This window comes from Desulforamulus putei DSM 12395, assembly GCF_900129195.1.
Taxonomy (GTDB): Bacteria; Bacillota; Desulfotomaculia; order Desulfotomaculales; family Desulfotomaculaceae; genus Desulfotomaculum; species Desulfotomaculum putei.
Window position 1 is genome coordinate 71,571 of sequence record NZ_FQUY01000008.1, and the last position, 17,126, is coordinate 88,696.

Sequence of the window (17,126 nt, forward strand, 5' to 3'; positions counted from 1 at the left end):
TCTACCCTCCTTATACATATTGCCAGACCGGGGAGCAAAGGGTGGTATACACCTCTTTGGCCAGGTTGACCGCTCCCACGAAACCGCTCAAGGGATGCTTACGGTCGTGATTATGGTCGATAAAGGCGATGCCCAGCTTGTAGGCTAGGGGCCTTTCCTTGACGCCTCCCACCAGCAGGTGGGCACCCTTTTCCACCATGAATTTTTCTAGTTCCGACGGGTTGGCGTCATCCAGAATGACCGTCCCGTCATCCACCAGTTCATGGATGATCTCATATTCTTCCTTGCGTCCCGTCTGGGTACCGATCATCACCACATCAATGCCGATTTCCCGAAACTGCTTTATGAGAGAAATGGCCTTGAACCCTCCCCCCACGTAAATGGCCGCTTTTTTTCCCTGCAGCCGCCGGCGGTACCACTCCAGAGTGGGTTCCACCCTGGCCGTTTCCCTGGCCACCAGCTCTTCCACCCGGCGTTGCATTTCCTCGTCGCCAAAGTGGGAGGCAATCTTTCTCAGGGATTCAGCGGTGTCTTGCAGTCCCAGAAATGAAACGTTGAGGTAGGGAATGCCGTACAGTTCTTTCATCCTTTGGGCCAGGTAAATCATAGAACCGGCGCATTGGATGATATTGAGGGAGGCAGCGGTGGCGTTTTTCAATGCTTCGTAGTGGGAGTCGCCGGTAAAGGCCACATTCACTTCAACACCGATCTGCCTGAGGTAGTTTTTTATAATCCACACTTCTCCGGCCAGGTTAAAGTCCCCCAAATAATTGATGGTGTTGGCCCTGGCAGAGATGCCGGTTTGGGTTGGCTGAATCAGCCGGAGCAGCGCGTCGCAGGCAGCCCGGTAACCGGCGGCTTTATTGCCGGCAAAACCGCTGGACTGCACGGGAATCACTTCAATTTGATGCCTTGCCGCCGCTGCCTTGCAAACCGCCTCCAGGTCATCGCCGATCACCCCCACAATACAGGTGGCATAAACAAACACCACTTTGGCGGGATATTGGGCAACCAGTTCATCGATGGCCCGGGCCAATTTCTTTTCACCGCCGAAAATGACATCCTGTTCCTGCAAGTCGGTGGAAAAACTGTTCCGGTACAACTCCGACCCGCTGCTGAGACTGCCCCGGATGTCCCAGGTATAACTGGCACAACCAATGGGGCCGTGCACCAGATGGATGGCATCTGTCACCGGGTTTAAGACAACCCTGGCTCCGCAGTAGACGCAGGCCCGCTGGCTGACACACCCCGCTACGCTGTCGGTGTCGCATTTGAGCCGGTTTTTCTGCTTCCCCTTGGTGATAATGGACTCTTTTCTTTCTTTCAGGACCGAATCCCATATTACGGCCTGCCGCACATCCATCATTCCTTCCCAAACAGGTAATGGTTCCGATCAGGAGACCTGGGTCTCCTATCCTGTTACATCACCAGTTCAAAGTCCTCATCTCTGGCATCCCTGTCTGCCCGCTCCAGTAAAGCATTGCTGATCATTTCAAGTAGCCGCATGGCCCCTTTATAACCGACCACCGGCAGATAGGAATGGATGCTTCTGTCCAGGATGGGGAAACCCATGCGCACAAAGGGCAGGTCTTCCGCCCGAGCGATATACTTGCCGTAGGTGTTGCCGATCAACAGGTCCACCTTTTCGTTCTTGATCCACTGGTGCAGTTCAAAAAGGTCGCCGCCGGCCTTGACTTTTCCTGTGATGCCCGCTTCTTGGAGCAGTTCCTGCACCTCAACTTCAAAATTGCCCACCATGGTGCCGATGGCGCCACCGGTGGCGGGTGTGCCGGTTAATACATGAATGGGTTGCATCCCCAGGCTCAAGACAAATTCAGTCATGGCCAGCACGATATCAGGGTCGCCAAAGATGGCTACTTTCTTGCCGTGGAAGTGGAAATGGGTATCGGTCATGATGTCCACCAGTTGGCCCCGCTCCTCTTCCAGTTCGTAGGGTATTTCTACAGCAAACTGACTCCGCAGGGCCATCAACAGCTGGTCGGTGGCTTTGATACCGATGGGTGTTTTTAAAATAACGGCCGGCACGCCACACTTTCTTTCCAACTGACCGGCCGCGTCGGCGGAGGCGTAACTGCCTAGGGCGATGGTTACTTTGGAATTTCCCGTATCTTTTAAGTCTGCCAGCCGGGTGCCGCCCCGGGGATACATGACATACTCCCCGGTCATGGGTGAATCCACCACCCCGGAGGTATCCGGAAACATGATGAATTTAATTCCCATGGTATTTACAATCCTTTTAATTTCCCTCATATCCCCGGGATTGACAAAACCCGGGATGATATTAACCTGCTCTTTCTTGCTTTCCAGGGTTGCTTCCGACAGGTAATTCACCATGCTTTTGGTCATGTTGGAAAAGCCGGTAACATGGGAACCCTGGTAACTGGGCGTATTGGTATGAATCACCAGCTTTCCTTCGGGAATCTCGGCGGTACGGATAATGGTGGGCAGATCGTCGCCGATGGTTTCGGACAAACAGGTGGTATGCACCGCCATAATATCCGGATTGTAGATGGCAAACACGTTTTTTATGGCTGTTTTCAAGTTGGCACCGCCGCCAAAGACCGAGGCTCCCTCGGTAAAGGAGCTGGTGGAAGCCATAATAGGATCCCGGAAATGCCTGGTTAAGTGCATCCGGTGGTAAGAGCAGCAACCCTGGGAACCATGGCTGTGGGGCAGGCACCTGTGGATGCCCAGGGCGGCGTACATGGCTCCGATGGGCTGGCAGGTCTTGGCCGGGTTGATGACGCCTCCGGTACGTTCTTTGATTTCCTTTGGTGTGCAGTCTAGCATTCTGAGCATCCTCCTTCCGCAACGATTCCTTCCAGCAGGGGTTTGTTCTTCCAGGGCGGCGTAATGAAATTCCAGGTGGGTGAGACAAAAGCCATGGTGATATCCTCAGCAAACTTGACGGCGCCGTTAAAACCGGCATAGGGGCCGCTGTAATCATAGGAGTGCAGCTGCTTGGACGGAATGCCCATTTTTTGCACCACATACTTGTCTTTGATGCCGGAGGAAAAAATGTCCGGTTTCAACAGCCTGATAAATTCTTCCGTCTCAAAGTGGTTCAGATCATCCACTATAACACTGCCGTCCTTCATCTCGATGTTCATACCCTTGTAGTCACTCAAGGGAATTTTTTTCTTTAACTCTTCCATCCGTTCCGGGGAGAGTTTCAGCCGGAACCTTCTCTCATCCGGTGTTACATGCAGGTCCGGAATATTTTTTGTGTCGGCATCCGGTTTAATCTCGGGAATAACCGCCCGGCCTTCGTAATCATCCCGGTGGGCAAACTCGTAGCCCGCCAGCACCGTCTCAATGCCCAGCTCGGCAAACAGTCCCTGGTAATGGTGTCCCCGGGAACCTCCCACAAAGCAAAAGGCGGTCTTTCCCTGGCAGATCTTCTTATATTGCTCAATAATCGGCTCCACCCTAGCCAGTTCCCTGGCAATGACTTCTTCGGTTTTCTGAATCAAGGCCGGGTCGCCAAAGTACAGGGCCATGTTGCGCAGTGAATCGATGGTGGCCTGGATACCAATAAAGTTCACCTTCAGCCAGGGGGTACCGTATTTGATCTCCAACATTTCGGCAATATAGTTAATGGAGCGGTGGCACTGCACCAAGTTCAGTTCCGCCACATGGGCATTTTTCAGTTCCTCGTAGGAACCATCCCCGGTCATCACCGCAATCACCGTATAGCCTATTTCCTTTAAAATTCTTTCCACTTCCCAGCTGTCGCCGCCAATGTTGTATTCGCCCAGGATATTAATAGGGTACTTACCGGGGGCCTCTTCCCAATCCCCCTGGCCGATAATCCCCTCCATCAGGCCGTTATTGGCAATGTGGTGCCCGGCAGATTGGCTGACACCTTTGTAACCTTCACAGTTGAAGGCCAGGATCGGAACGCCGTGCTTTTCCTGGGCTGCTTTGGCTACTGCCTGCAGGTCATCCCCGATTAACCCCACCGGGCAGGTGGCGGAAATAGTAATACAATTGGGCTTAAAAATCTCCATTACTTCATCAATCATGCGGGCCAGTTTCTTCTCACCACCAAACACGATATCACTTTCCTGCATATCGGTGGATACACAGTAGTTGATGAAATTTTTGGTGGGATCTTCGGATTTGGCCTTATTGCGCCGGGTCCCCCAGGTATAATAGGCACAGCCGATGGGCCCGTGTACAATATGAACCACATCCTTTAAGGGTCCCAGCACAACCCCCTTGCAGCCCGCAAAGGCACAGCCGCGGTTGGTGATAATGCCGGGAATGGTTCTGGTGTTGGCCTCAATCTCCTGGCGGGCCAGGGCGGCATCTTTGATGATGATATGCTTTTTGCGATTTCTCTTTACCTTGGCCGGGTACCGGTTTAACAATTCCTCCAGCACTTTCTCGTTAACAGCCATCTGCCACACCTCCTTTTCATCTGTCTTAGACGGCGGCTTCTCCCTGTTCACCGGTCCTGATGCGCAGGGCATCCAGTACCGGCGCCACAAAGATTTTGCCGTCTCCTTTATGGCCTTCCTTATTGACTTTGATGATGGTGTTAACAACTTTTTCAACGTCCCCATCCTGCACCAAAATGGTTAGCATCCGCTTGGGAATCAGCCTAGCCCCTTCGGCCAGACCCTCTGCCAGCAGGCCGCCAATTTCTTCTTTGGCCCCCAATTCATTGAGGATGGAAAAGTCCACCTGCATCTTACCCCGGCCCATCACCTTCATGGCATGCAGGCCGCAAATACCGATGTCAGCCAGGGCCTTTTTGGTGGCATTTACTTTGTTCATGCGGATAACGGCAATAATCTCCTTCATACCCTCGCCTCCCCTACAGCCCTTTGGCGCCGCTGCTGATGGTGTAAGCTTCCTCCACCGGGGTGACAAAGATTTTACCGTCACCGAAGGCGCCCTTTTCACCGGTTTTGGCATATTTGGCAATGATGCTTATAACATCATCTTTATCCTTTTCATCCTGCACCACCAGCATCAGTAATTCTTTGGGGATTTCGTCATAAACAACTTCCCCGACTTTAACCCCCCTCTGTTTACCCCGGCCCACCACATCCATTTTGGTGACCGCCGGAAACCCGGCGCCGTTTAATTCTGCCAAAATGACATTGGTTTTTTCGGGTCGAACAATAGCTCTGATCATAAACATGAGTATCATCTCCTCAGCAAGTTTTTTGTGATCCCTTAACGACAGCAAAGGCAGCTCAATCCAGAATGCCGTAGGTCATTAATAATTCTTCCAGGCGGTCCTGGCTCATGGGCTTGGGAATGACAAACATGTCATTGTTATCGATGTTCCTGGCCAGGGTTCGGTACTCGTCGGCCTGGGGGTGGGCGGGGTCATAATCAATAACGGTTTTCCTGTTAATCTCCGCCCGCTGAACCATATTGTCCCTGGGTACAAAATGAATCAACTGGGAACCAAGCTCCTTGGCAAAGGCTGTCAGTAATTCTAATTCATTGTCGACCCGGCGGCTGTTGCAGATAATACCGCCCAGCCGAACCCCGCCGGAGTGGGCGTATTTTTGAATCCCCTTGGAGATGTTGTTGGCGGCGTAAAGGGCCATCATTTCACCGGAAGCCACGATGTAAATCTCCTGGGCCTTGCCTTCCCGGATGGGCATGGCAAAACCGCCGCAGACAACGTCCCCCAGGACATCGTAAAACACGTAATCAAGGTCGCTGGTATAGGCCCCCAGGGATTCCAGCAGGTTGATAGAGGTAATAATACCCCGGCCGGCACAGCCGACACCGGGTTCCGGACCGCCGGATTCCACGCAGAGGGTTCCCCCGAAGCCTTGCAGCAGAATATCCTCCAGGTCGATATCCTCGCCCTCGTCCCGCAGGGTATCCAGAACGGTCTTCTGGTTCAACCCGTGCAAGAGCAGCCTTGTGGAGTCTGCCTTGGGGTCACAGCCCACCACCATGATCTTTTTACCGGCCTCAGCCAGGGCAGCCACCGTGTTCTGGGTGGTGGTGGACTTGCCGATACCGCCTTTGCCGTAAATCGCGATTTGTCTCATGTTCATTCCTCCTGTTCTTACATATTTTTAAAAAGAAAAGGCCGCCGGAATCCCATGGTAGGTTTCCAGCAGCCTCAACGCCACAAAACAACAATGTATATATAGGGAGGTGTCTTCATTTATCAAAACACAAAGCGCCGGTTGGCATAACCGGCGCCCTCGCCTTTTTGACTTGATACTACAGTGTATCTCTGAAGTTGATTTGATTATAGCAGACCATTACCGGCGGTTCAATAGGTTCAGCGCATGAATACAGTACACGAACCATATTCGCAATATTTTCGGATTAATCCCCCCTTTTTTAGAAAGAATAATAATTTACCATCGTAGTTCCAACATATAAAATATAAGGTTGAAAGGTTGAATAGTAAAATAATGAAATAAAATGCAGTTCACACAGTCAATTATTATAGATTGCCATTGCAGTACATCAGGTAAAAGGAATGGGTGGTGAAATGAATACAGTAAAAGAAAATGCGGCCTCAATTAGTCTGATGTTATCGATTCCTATATTGAGCTTGTTTTACGAAGTACTGAATAACCCGGACAGGGGGGTGCACAGTCTGATAACAAACCTTGACCGGGAGATCCCCTTTGTCAAAGCTTTCATCATACCCTATGTAGGTTGGTACGCATTTATCTTGTCGGTTTTGGTATATCTCTGTCTTGCAGATAAAAAAACATATTACAAGACACTCATAAGTTACAACCTGGGACTGATAATTTGTTACATTTTCTACTATGTATACCAAACCACCGTCCCCAGGCCGGAACTGGCAGGTAACGATTTTTTAACACAAATGGTGTCCATGGTTTACAATGCAGATCAACCATACAATTGTTTTCCCAGTATTCATTGCTTAACCAGTTATCTAATGATCAAAGGCGCCGGCAGGTGTTCTGCCAGAACAAACTTAAATTATTGTTTCATTACCGCGTCTGCGGTGTTGATCATCATTTCAACGTTATTTATCAAACAGCATGTGATCCTGGATGCCATAGCCGCCGTGTTACTGGGCGATATTATTTTCAAACTGGTCTGTTACCTGGATGAGGAAAGAACCATGACCAGGATGAAGAAGCAATACGTATCGTTGACCATGAAAAGGAGATTGGGAATTTAAGGAATTCAATAGCTGCAAAAAACGCTCCCCCGAGCCCGGTGGAGCGTTTTCTGCAGGTGGTGTCTAAGAGGTATGTGTTTAATTCAAGTCAAGAACCGTCCCCAACTTGAATGTGGGCATAGCGGGCTTGCTGTCTTATTCTTTCCTCTTCCACCCGCTTCTTGCTGAGCAAAAACATCAGGGGCAGTACAAAGGCGATAATCACGGCGCTGACCACAAAGGTGTCGCTGAGGGCATTCATAAAGGACTGCCGGGCCAGCAGGCCGGAGATTATGCTGTAGCTTCCCTGCAGGGCGGCTTCCCCGTTTATTCCGTTGCCAACCAGAAAAGCTTTAATTTGTGCCTGGGCCAGAGGAGCCACCGGGGAGGTTACGCTGACACTTTCGTTCAGGATGACGGTATGATAAGCCTGCCTTTGCAGCATGACGTAGGTTAAATAGGCAATGCCCATGGAGCCGGATATTTGCCGGACTGTATTGTTGAGAGCCGAGGCCCGGCCCACCAGAAATCTCGGCACAGTGTTCATGCCCGCGGTGGTCAAAGGCATGGTGGCCAGTCCCAGTCCCACGGCCCGCAGGGATAAGATTGCCTGCAGGTGATGATAGCTTGTATCTAGGCTGAGGGTGTGAAGGTAATAGGTAACCCCCACCACAAGGGACATGCCGATGATGCCCAGCCAGAAGGCGCCGAATTTGTCAAACAACTTGCCGCTGATGGGCATCATGATTCCTGTGACCAGGGCCATGGGCATCATCAGCAGCCCGGTTTCCATGGGGGTATAACCCAGCAGGTTCTGGGCATAAATGGGGATTAAAAACACCGCCGAGAACAAACCGATGGTGGTAATGCAGGTGGCCAGCAGGCTGGCGGATAAAACAGGGTTCTTCAGCAGCCGGATGTCAATCAACGGGTTAGGGATCTGCAGTTCCCAGAGAACAAACAGGCAGAGGGCAAAGCCGGAGAAAATCAGCAAGGTAACAATATATTGTGACGTCCAGCCCTTGTCCTGTCCTTCGCTCAGGGCCAGCAGCAGGGCAAAACATCCTGCGGAACTGAGAAGAATGCCGATCAGATCCGGTTTAAGATTTTTCTGCACCGGCGTCTCCTCTAAATAAACCATGGAAAGCATGATGGCCACAATGCCGATGGGAATGTTGATGGTAAAAATCCAGTGCCAACTGTAATGGTCCACCAGGTAACCGCCCAGGGTAGGTCCCACAGCGGGGGCCATAATGGCGGCAATCCCCCAGATGCCCAGAGCCAGTCCGATTTTAGCCCTGGGAATAATACGGTAAATCATAGCCATGCTGACGGGAATGATCATCCCCCCGCCAACGGCCTGGATCACCCGGAAAACGGTCAGGGACTGGGTGCTCCAGGCCAGGCCGCAGAGCATGGAACCCAGCGTAAAGGCTGCCACCGACCAAATATACATGCGCTTGTTGCCAAACCGGTCTCCCAGGTAGCCGGTAATGGGGACCACCACACCGGAGGTAAGCATATAACCGGTGAGAATCCATTGAATTTCATCCGCTGACGATCCAAAGAGGGTCATAAACCGGGGCAGGGCCACATTCACAATGCTGCTGTCCAGAATGGCCATAAAGGCCCCGATGACCAGTATCATCAAGGCGCCCCAGGGGATTGGCTGCGACTCCGGGGGAGTAGGGGACGGCTGGTTTTGCTTCCGGGAAGGGTTATCCTGTTTGTTCAGCAAGACCACCCCCTATTTAATATGAATCTTGACCACAGCGCTCATCCCCGGCAGCAGACGCCGTTTTTGATAATCCTCGATGCTGATTTTAACGGGTATCCTCTGGGTTACCTTGGTAAAGGAATTACCGGTGTTCTGCTGGGGTAACAGGGAAAAAACGGAATTGGCGGCATTGCCGATGGAGAGCACCTTCCCTTTAAACCGGACACCCGGGAAAGTATCAATGGTGTAATCAACCGGTTGACCGACCTTTACTTTGTTCAGCTTGGTTTCCTCAATGTTGGCTGTAACATAAAGATTCTTCAAATCCGCCATCATGGCCACCGGCACACCGGGGGATGCCATTTCCCCCACATGGGCGGTCTTTTTAATCACAGTGCCGCTGATTGGCGCTTTAATGACGGTCAGGTCCAGATTGGACCCCGGCGCTAACGTTACATCCGACAGCCTGCCGACTAATTCACCCTGATTTACATACTGGTCTTCTTCCACCGGCAGTTCAATAATCTGGCCGGCTACCTGGGGGCTGACTTTTACGATGTCACCGTCGACCCGGGCATCTTCCGTGGAAACGTAGTGCGTATTCTGATACCAATAATAAAAGGAAACCGCCGCCAGAGTAATCACCATGGCCAGCAGAACCAGGTAGATGTTTTTCTTTTTCATGGTTCCCTCCGCATTCTGTTCGAGGTTGAAAGTCCGAGATAACAGTTAGGACTCCTTATCTCAATCAGGTACACTTGTTTTTATGGAACAAAAACTTCTGCAAACATTCCCGGTTTTAATAAGTGCTCAGGGTTGTCCACCTGAATTTTGACGGGAAAAGCCTTGGTCTGGGGGTCGGCAGCCAGGGCAATGTTGCTGATTTTTCCGGTAAAGGGTTTGTCGGATATGGCTGCTACCTTAACCCGGACCTGCTGCCCGATTTTTAATTTGTTAATGTGATTCTCGTTCACAGCACCCTTAATGACCACCTGATCCAGGTTCACCAGCGTTAAAACAGGACTCTGGGTGCCGGCCATTTCTCCCGGATTAATGTTTTTGGCTGTAATAACACCGGCAAAGGGAGCTTTAATAAACATGTCGTCATAGGCAATTTGCTTTTTCTGCAGAGTTGCCCTTGCGGACCTTAGTTTAACTTCCGCCTTTTTAAAGGGGCCTTCGTAAAGATTATCGTAGTCGGCCTGGGAAATGGCCTGGGCCGCCAGCAGTTCCTTGCCCCGCTGGTAACTCTTTAAAGCCAGCTCGTATTCAACCCTGGCGCTGTCTACCTGGGTTGCGGCTTCCTCTATTTCAGCGGCTTTGTCTTCCGCGGCCAGACTGACCAGCAGTTGACCTGTTTTCACAAAACTGCCAATATCCACATGGACGGAGGCCACCTTCCCTGCCACTTTGCTTACCAGGTTGGCCCACTGCACCGCCTCAATTTTACCGCTGAAGGTAATGACACTTTGTTTTGTTTCCTTTTCCGAGGAAGCCGGGGTTGTTGCTTTGTCATTCTGTACTTGACGAGAATTGTCTGCCGGCTGGTTACATCCGTATAGAAAAACCAGCACAGACAATAATATTGCCGTGAGTATATTTCTTGTTGCCACCCGTGATGTACCCCCATTCAAGTTCCTATCTGTATTCACAAAGTAATTCGCCAAATTCACCATGCTTCCTTCCGGTAAAGCAAAAATATTTTTAATTCGAAATAACCAATTAAAAAATATTTTTGTTACAACAACCTGACAACAAGGGAAAAAAATCATTAAAATTGTGTAAAAATTTGCGGCTATCATTAGCTTTTAAATGCCAGCAATGACAAAATATAAGTGACGGTCAGGAAAATTATTTGACCCGGATCAGGGAATTTTCTTTCATACGAGTTGCAATCATTAAAACAATTTGCTACTTTTGTAACAACCTTAATCAACTATTTATTAAAGGGGAGAAAGCCATGAGCGAATTTCAATACGCCAGTCCCTTTGAACGTTTAATTGCCCGGATTATTGACAAAGTCGTCATCACACTGCCCATTTACTTGTGGTTTGGATTTCATGGTAACCAAAAAATAATCGAAACCATTGCCGGCGGTATTTTGCTGGCGTCCATCGTTTTATTAAACGTGCTGTGGAACGGTCAGACCGTCGGTAAAAAGGTCATGAAAATCAGGATCCATTCCTACCAGGACAAGAAATTACACATGGGCCATTACCTGCTGCGGGAATTTGCCTTTACCCTTTACCCGGTTTACCTTTTAACCCATCCGGTTATAAAAACCAGCTGGTTATTCTGGATGTTATCAACCATTGTATTGATTCTCATGTACGGCAGAGGTCTTCACGATTTTGCGGCCAGGACCATGGTGGTAAAAACACAGGCAAATACCGTTCCCTTAAACAAGGAATCTTAAACAGGGTCCCCCTTACAAATAGCCCCTATCTTTTAACAGGTCTTTGTAAAGGTTCATGAGGGACTTGGTTAATTCCCCCGGTTTTCCGTTACGAATGATCTTGTCCCCGATACGGGTCACCGGCATGATCCCGAACAAGGAATTCGTTAAGAAAACTTCATCGGCCTCGGACAGATCTTTTTCAGTTATCTTTCCTACCGCCACCGGCAGCTTGTTTCTCCTGGCCAGGTTGATAACAATTTCCCTCGTAACCCCCGGCAGCAAACCTTCCCTTACGCCGGGGGTTATGATGGTTTGGTCTTTGACCAGAAAGAGATTGCTGACGGTTCCTTCGCACAACCGCCCCTTTGTGTTGTGAAAAAGTCCTTCAAACCAGTTGTTCTTCCGGGCCTGCTCTCTCCCCAAAAGGTTTTCCAGATAGTTTAATGTTTTGTGTTTAACCAGGACGGAATTCTCATTTTTTGTTTGGTTTAATAAACCAATGGACACCCCTGTTTCATAAAGAGACTCCGGATAGGGCCGTCCCGGTTGAACAGATAACACTGTATGGGCAGCAATCTTTTCTTCACCGGGAATTCTTTCCCTGGCCAGCAAAGTGATTTTTAGCTTTCCTACCGGCACATTGCCTGGACGGAGAAGGCGCCATACCCACTCTATGAGATCATCTTCCTCGGGCATGGCCAATTGCAATAAACCCGCCGACAAGCGCATTCTTTTAAGATGTTGTTCCAGAAACACCGGCCTGTTTCTCAGGATAAGAAGGGTTTCAAAAAGACCGTACCCGTAAGCACAGCCCCAGGTAAAAGCAGAAATGCTGTCCTTCTTTTCAGGAAGTCCGTCAATCAATATAAGGGCCATGATATATGCTCCCTTCAAATCGAAGTGCCCTCAGCAGGGCTTTGGCTTTATCGAGGGTCTCATAGTACTCCGCTGCGGGGTTCGACTCGGCGGTTATGCCTCCCCCCACTTGAAAATAATACTTTCCTCTTACTTTAATAATGGTCCGGATAACAATATTCAGGTCCGCCCTGCCGTCAAAACCGATATACCCCAGGGAACCCGTATAAATTCCGCGGCGGACCGGTTCCAGGCGGTCAATGATTTCCATGGCCTTGATCTTGGGCGCCCCGGTGATGGAACCCCCGGGAAAAGCCGCCTTTAATAGCTCAAAAATTCCCTTGTCCTCCGGCAACCGGCCCCGAACAGTGGAAACCAAATGGAATACCGTGGGAAAAGTTTCTATTCGGTAAGGTATGTCAGCCTCCACAGAGCCAATTTTACAGACTTTGCCCAGGTCGCTTCTTGCCAAATCCACAATCATGGTTAACTCCGCCCAATCCTTCTGGCTTTGTTTTAACTCCTGATAATTTTGTAAATCTTCTTCCTTGCTGGCTCCCCTGGGTCTGGTTCCTTTTATGGGGCAGGTTTCCACCCTTTTGTTATGGTCCAGTTTCAAAAAGCGTTCCGGAGATGAACAGACCACTTCAATGTCTGGAAAATTAAAATAGGCAGACAGGGGGGCCGGGCTGATGGTTTTCAGCTCCTTGAATAATTGCCAGCTGTCCAGTTCGGACTGCAATTCGAAACGCTGGGAAAGGTTCACCTGAAAGATATCCCCGTTCAATATGTGTTCAACGGCCTTCTTTACGTGCTCCTGGTAGGTTTGTTTAGTAAAGTTGGCCCGGACGGTCACCGGTGGTTGCCCGGGGCCAAGGGGGCTGCACTCCCTGTTTCCCTTTAAAAGTTCCTTTAACCGGCAAGCCCTTTCCCCGGCCCTTTTCCCTGCTCTCCCCTCTTCCACTTCGGGATGGCCGGTGGATACAATGGTTTTTTGACCGGTAAAGTGATCTATCACCAGCGCCACATCGTACAAACCAAAATAAAGGTCCGGCGTTTGCAAATCGTCAACGGCGAAACTCGGCACCCTCTCCAGTTGCCGCCCCAAATCATACCCCAAAAAGCCTACGGCTCCACCGGTAAAAGGAATTTCGGGAATTGCTTTTATCTCGGAAAATCCGGCCAACCAACTTTTCATCACGTCCAGGGGATTCCCTGTTACAACCTCTTTCCCCGGTCTATCTTTCCTTTGAATGGTTGTGATGCCGTCTTTGGAACGAATTATCCCGAAGGGTTCGGCTCCTAAAACGGAAAACCGTTCTTTCCCTGTGGGCTGGCCGGTATCCAGCAAAAAACTATAGGGCAACTCTTTTATGCATTCAAATAGTTCATTAACAGATTTATCTGTCTGAAAATCCATCATCAGCGGTTTTCTAGCCATCCCACTTCCCGCCCTTTATGTTTAAAAAATTGGCTAACAAGACTTTTCCCTGGTGAGTAAGCACAGACTCCGGGTGAAATTGCACACCTTCCACGGTATAGATTTTGTGCCGCAGCCCCATGATCTCCCCTTCCCTGGTCCAGGCGGAAATTTCTAAATCCCCCGGCAGATGATGCTTGTCTACACAAAGGGAATGATACCTGCCGGCAGGGAACGGATTGCTCAATCCTGCATAAACGGTTTTTTCATCGTGCATCACGAGGGAATCTTTGCCGTGCATGACCCGGGGCGCCCGTACCACCTTACCGCCAAAGGCCTGCCCGATGGACTGGTGCCCCAGGCAGACACCCAGCACCGGCACTTTCCCGGCAAAATATTTTACCACATCAACGGAGATGCCGGCTTCCCGGGGTGAACAGGGGCCGGGGGATATCACAATGTGGGAGGGTCCCATGGCTTCCAACTCCGGACAGGTAATGGTGTCATTGCGAAAAACCAGCACTTCCTCCCCCAGTTCCCGAAAATACTGGTAAAGATTGTAAATGAAAGAATCATAGTTATCAATAATAACGACCACTATATCACCGCACTCTTTATGTTTTACTATAGCATTCTACCATGAATAAAATAAAAATACCCCAACAGGGGTGTTGCCTCAACTGTACACATCAATGATCAAGCCGGTAATTTTGTCAACCTCGGCCACAATATCAATGTTTTGTTTTTCTTCGTTTAACAACCTTTGGGTTAACTCCTCCACCTCTTTATTAATAATCTCCACCCTGGTATAAACCGTACTGTAATTAATGCTCCGGTCATGTCTCAGTTTATGGTAATTTTTTAAAACAAAGGTCAGGTAATCTTTGATGGCATCTTTGTATTGAATGATGTTCTCTTCTATGGCCGCCGACTTCAGCTTACTCCCGGCGGTCTTTATTTTTTCTACCATCTCCCGCAACTGCTTCTGGGTGTGGTCCTTTTCTTTATTTTCCAGAATGGCTGAAAAGGATTGACTTGTTTTCGCCCCCTCCGCCCCTCCGGCTGTAAACTTCAGATTGCCATGATTTTGCTTATTCCCTGATATTGCAGGTATTTTCACATTAAACCCCCACCTTTTGGATTACTAAATAAGATTCGTTGCGTCCGGCCAAATTCCTTTCCAGCCTAGAAAATTGAAGAAAACTTAAAGATTCCCTCCGAATGTACTGCACTGCTAAAGTAATCTCAGATTTTTGACTAAAATAAAGCGGAAGGACTATTATTTGTGGAAAAAACCGTGCCGTAATGACAAAAAAGTGTTAGACAATGTTTTGTTTTTCTGGTAAATTATTAAGTAAAGCTAACAAAAGGAGGGGTGAAAAATAGCCCAGATTGTTCCAATTAACACAAGGGAAGATATCTTTCCCCAATACTTAAATACGCCCATCGGTGACCTCATTGAGTATCACAACTTTAACAAGCACTTTGAATCCGACAAAAAATATGAGCATGCAGAACTTTTAATCGGTATGTGTATGGATAACCGCAAGCGCCTTAATATTCCTGAAAAATTTGCCTATGTGATCAGAACCGGGGCAGGAAATTTACGCACCTCTGAATTTAAAGTCTCCTACGCCATTGCTGTTGGCGGAGTCAGGGCCATCGCTTTAATCGGTCATAACAACTGCGGTATGGCCAACCTGAAAGCCAAAGAACAGAAATTCATTGACGGGTTGGTTGAAGTAGGTTGGGATAGAAAGGCTGCCGAGGATCATTTCAATCATTTTGCTCCCATGTTCGAAATCGGTAACGAGCTGGACTTTGTAATGTCCGAGGTCAAAAGATTACGCCAGAGATATCCCAAGGTTTTGGTTGCCCCTATGATGTACAAGTTGGAGGATAATCGTTTATACCTGTTAAAAGATGACAAAAGTGAAGGTTAATCAATGATAATCAGAGGACAGGGTTCATTTCCCTGTCTTTTTCTTTTGCCTTAGGAAGAATTAACACCCGGCGCCAGGCCGTCTTTTGTTTTTACAAATTTATACGAGAATGAAGATTGTTAAATAAAGAAATCCTATAAAGAGACTCTCAACAATGATTATAAATTGGGGAGGTAAAAAAAATGAGCCAGAGGCTAAAAGACATTATGACCCAAAACGTCGCCACGGTAACCCCTCAGCAAACGGTGCAGGAAGCCGCTCAACTTATGAGTCAATACAATGTCGGATCGGTTCCCGTGGTGGAAAACGGTAAATGTGTTGGCATTGTAACAGACAGGGACATCGCCCTGCGTGCTGTGTCCCAGGGACAGGATCCGGCTACCACCAAAGTTCAGACTGTAATGACCACCGGTGTTGTAACCGGTACGCCGCAAATGGACGTGCATGAGGCAGCCAATTTAATGGCACGGCGGCAAATTCGGCGCTTACCGGTGGTTGAGAACGGCCAACTGGCCGGCATTGTGGCCCTAGGTGACCTGGCCACCCAAAACATTTACCAAAACGAAGCCGGACAGGCCCTGTCCAGTATTTCCGAGCCTTCCTCTCCTACGATGTAAATTGTACCTGAATGAAAAACTCCTCTACTTGCATGTAGAGGAGTCTGTCTTTGTTACAATTAGTAACGGCTGTTTCTGCTGAAGCAGTCACGGCAATAAATCGGGCGATCCCCACTGGGACGGAAGGGCACTTCGGTTTCTACGCCGCATGCTGCACAGGTTGCCGGGAACATTTCACGCTGGGGACGAGAGTTACGGGCAAAACCACCATTATTTTTTTGTTTGCGGGCTGCTCTACACTGAGGGCAGCGTCCGGGATCGTTGGCAAACCCTTTCTCAGCATAGAACTCCTGCTCTGATGCAGAGAAAATAAAGTCGTTGCCACAATCACGGCAGTTTAGGGTTTTGTCTTGCATGGTTATTTTCCTCCTCATATCGAATAGTGCTCAGAATGGTCTTGGGAAATTCACTTATCTTAACCTCCCTTACCATCAGAGCAATTGAGAAGGATAAATGAACCTAACCTTAGAACCTCGAGCTTATATCATTTTACTATATTTAATGAAAATGTAAAATATAAATCTCATTTTAATGAGATATTTTTTCTAACCCCTTACGTTGTTTCTCGATCCTATCTACGTAGTCGTCCAACTTCCGCCCCGCAAAAATGGATATAAAGATGCAGATAACCACCAGGATTGCCAGGTCATACATACCGACTCCCAGGGCCATGCCCACCGCGGAGACCACCCATAATTCAGCGGCAGTGGTAACCCCGTGTTTCATGCCGCCGTTTTTGCTGCTCCAAATGACACCGGCGCCCAGAAAACCAATACCGCTGACAATCTGTGCGGTAATCCGCAAGGGGTCGGAAATTCCTGTATAACCGAGCTTTTGGGCTCCGTAAATAGACACCAGGGTGATCAGGGTTGAACCCAAACTAACTAAGGCAAATGTGCGGATCCCAGCGGGTTTATTATATAAAGTTCTTTCGAAACCGATCAGGATTCCTACCAGCATTGAAACAATTACCCTCAGATAAATCTCAGCTTCAAAGTAGAGCAAACATATCACCTCCGAACTCAG

At 49.0% G+C, this 17,126-nt stretch carries 19 protein-coding genes; 4 read left to right on the forward strand and 15 right to left on the reverse strand.

Annotated elements, in window-relative coordinates; translation table 11 throughout:
- Window positions 1-10 precede the first annotated feature (10 nt).
- From nifE to nifH, 6 genes are read right to left on the reverse strand one after another with little or no spacing between them, the layout of a single operon-like run.
- Window positions 11-1,363 (reverse strand): nitrogenase iron-molybdenum cofactor biosynthesis protein NifE, encoded by a 1,353-nt coding sequence (gene nifE, locus BUB67_RS07195; RefSeq protein ID WP_073237968.1) that lies wholly within the window; start codon window positions 1,361-1,363, stop codon window positions 11-13.
- A gap of 56 nt (window positions 1,364-1,419) precedes the next feature.
- Window positions 1,420-2,811: a nitrogenase molybdenum-iron protein subunit beta gene (nifK, locus tag BUB67_RS07200; RefSeq protein WP_073237971.1), complete on the reverse strand. Its 1,392-nt coding sequence runs from the start codon at window positions 2,809-2,811 to the stop codon at window positions 1,420-1,422.
- Window positions 2,805-4,424 carry a nitrogenase molybdenum-iron protein alpha chain gene (gene nifD, locus BUB67_RS07205; protein ID WP_073237974.1) on the reverse strand — a complete coding sequence of 540 codons (1,620 nt, stop codon included), beginning with the start codon at window positions 4,422-4,424 and terminating at the stop codon, window positions 2,805-2,807. The genes nifK and nifD overlap by 7 nt, the downstream gene beginning before the upstream one ends.
- Before the next feature lie 25 nt (window positions 4,425-4,449).
- Window positions 4,450-4,830 carry a P-II family nitrogen regulator gene (locus BUB67_RS07210; RefSeq protein WP_073237977.1) on the reverse strand — a complete coding sequence of 127 codons (381 nt, stop codon included), beginning with the start codon at window positions 4,828-4,830 and terminating at the stop codon, window positions 4,450-4,452.
- Between the two features lie 13 nt (window positions 4,831-4,843).
- Window positions 4,844-5,173 (reverse strand): P-II family nitrogen regulator, encoded by a 330-nt coding sequence (locus BUB67_RS07215; protein WP_073237980.1) that lies wholly within the window; start codon window positions 5,171-5,173, stop codon window positions 4,844-4,846.
- 55 nt (window positions 5,174-5,228) lie between these two features.
- Window positions 5,229-6,047 (reverse strand): nitrogenase iron protein, encoded by an 819-nt coding sequence (nifH, locus tag BUB67_RS07220; RefSeq protein ID WP_073237983.1) that lies wholly within the window; start codon window positions 6,045-6,047, stop codon window positions 5,229-5,231.
- Between the two features lie 455 nt (window positions 6,048-6,502).
- Between nifH and BUB67_RS07225 the strand changes: the two genes are divergently transcribed.
- Window positions 6,503-7,171 (forward strand): phosphatase PAP2 family protein, encoded by a 669-nt coding sequence (locus tag BUB67_RS07225; RefSeq protein ID WP_073237985.1) that lies wholly within the window; start codon window positions 6,503-6,505, stop codon window positions 7,169-7,171.
- Window positions 7,172-7,259: 88 nt separating this feature from the next.
- Here BUB67_RS07225 and BUB67_RS07230 read toward each other — a convergent pair whose 3' ends face one another.
- From BUB67_RS07230 to BUB67_RS07240, 3 genes are all read right to left on the reverse strand, one after another.
- Window positions 7,260-8,798, reverse strand: a complete 1,539-nt coding sequence (locus BUB67_RS07230; protein ID WP_238456984.1) for a DHA2 family efflux MFS transporter permease subunit — start codon at window positions 8,796-8,798, stop codon at window positions 7,260-7,262.
- Window positions 8,799-8,897: 99 nt separating this feature from the next.
- Window positions 8,898-9,551, reverse strand: coding sequence for an HlyD family secretion protein (locus tag BUB67_RS07235; protein WP_073237991.1), 654 nt, complete (start codon window positions 9,549-9,551; stop codon window positions 8,898-8,900).
- A gap of 80 nt (window positions 9,552-9,631) precedes the next feature.
- Window positions 9,632-10,480, reverse strand: a complete 849-nt coding sequence (locus tag BUB67_RS07240; protein WP_073238089.1) for an efflux RND transporter periplasmic adaptor subunit — start codon at window positions 10,478-10,480, stop codon at window positions 9,632-9,634.
- A 347-nt stretch (window positions 10,481-10,827) separates the two neighbouring features.
- Between BUB67_RS07240 and BUB67_RS07245 the strand changes: the two genes are divergently transcribed.
- Window positions 10,828-11,283 carry an RDD family protein gene (locus BUB67_RS07245; RefSeq protein WP_073238109.1) on the forward strand — a complete coding sequence of 152 codons (456 nt, stop codon included), beginning with the start codon at window positions 10,828-10,830 and terminating at the stop codon, window positions 11,281-11,283.
- Between the two features lie 12 nt (window positions 11,284-11,295).
- On the opposite strand, the gene BUB67_RS07250 is transcribed toward BUB67_RS07245, so the two are convergent.
- From BUB67_RS07250 to BUB67_RS07265, 4 genes are all read right to left on the reverse strand, one after another.
- Complete coding sequence (locus BUB67_RS07250; protein WP_073237994.1) at window positions 11,296-12,141, reverse strand: aminotransferase class IV; 846 nt, start codon at window positions 12,139-12,141, stop codon at window positions 11,296-11,298.
- The gene (pabB, locus tag BUB67_RS07255) at window positions 12,122-13,561 is read right to left on the reverse strand and encodes an aminodeoxychorismate synthase component I (RefSeq protein WP_073237996.1); all 1,440 of its coding nucleotides are present in this window, start codon (window positions 13,559-13,561) and stop codon (window positions 12,122-12,124) included. Before pabB ends, BUB67_RS07250 begins: the two co-directional genes overlap by 20 nt.
- On the reverse strand, window positions 13,554-14,138 hold the full coding sequence (locus BUB67_RS07260) for an anthranilate synthase component II (RefSeq protein ID WP_073237999.1): 585 nt from the start codon (window positions 14,136-14,138) through the stop codon (window positions 13,554-13,556). The genes pabB and BUB67_RS07260 overlap by 8 nt, the downstream gene beginning before the upstream one ends.
- Before the next feature lie 78 nt (window positions 14,139-14,216).
- Entirely contained in the window at window positions 14,217-14,660 is a 444-nt protein-coding gene (locus BUB67_RS07265; protein ID WP_073238002.1) for a YaaR family protein, read from the reverse strand.
- 262 nt (window positions 14,661-14,922) lie between these two features.
- On the opposite strand from BUB67_RS07265, the gene BUB67_RS07270 reads away from it, so the two are divergent.
- Complete coding sequence (locus BUB67_RS07270; protein ID WP_073238005.1) at window positions 14,923-15,483, forward strand: carbonic anhydrase; 561 nt, start codon at window positions 14,923-14,925, stop codon at window positions 15,481-15,483.
- Window positions 15,484-15,665: 182 nt separating this feature from the next.
- Window positions 15,666-16,100, forward strand: a complete 435-nt coding sequence (locus BUB67_RS07275; RefSeq protein WP_073238008.1) for a CBS domain-containing protein — start codon at window positions 15,666-15,668, stop codon at window positions 16,098-16,100.
- Between the two features lie 59 nt (window positions 16,101-16,159).
- Here the strand turns inward: BUB67_RS07275 and BUB67_RS07280 are convergent, their stop codons facing one another.
- Both BUB67_RS07280 and BUB67_RS07285 read right to left on the reverse strand, forming a co-directional pair.
- Window positions 16,160-16,456 carry a zinc-ribbon domain containing protein gene (locus BUB67_RS07280; protein ID WP_073238011.1) on the reverse strand — a complete coding sequence of 99 codons (297 nt, stop codon included), beginning with the start codon at window positions 16,454-16,456 and terminating at the stop codon, window positions 16,160-16,162.
- A 172-nt stretch (window positions 16,457-16,628) separates the two neighbouring features.
- The gene (locus tag BUB67_RS07285; protein WP_238456981.1) at window positions 16,629-17,105 is read right to left on the reverse strand and encodes an MgtC/SapB family protein; all 477 of its coding nucleotides are present in this window, start codon (window positions 17,103-17,105) and stop codon (window positions 16,629-16,631) included.
- Between the last annotated feature and the right edge of the window lie 21 nt (window positions 17,106-17,126).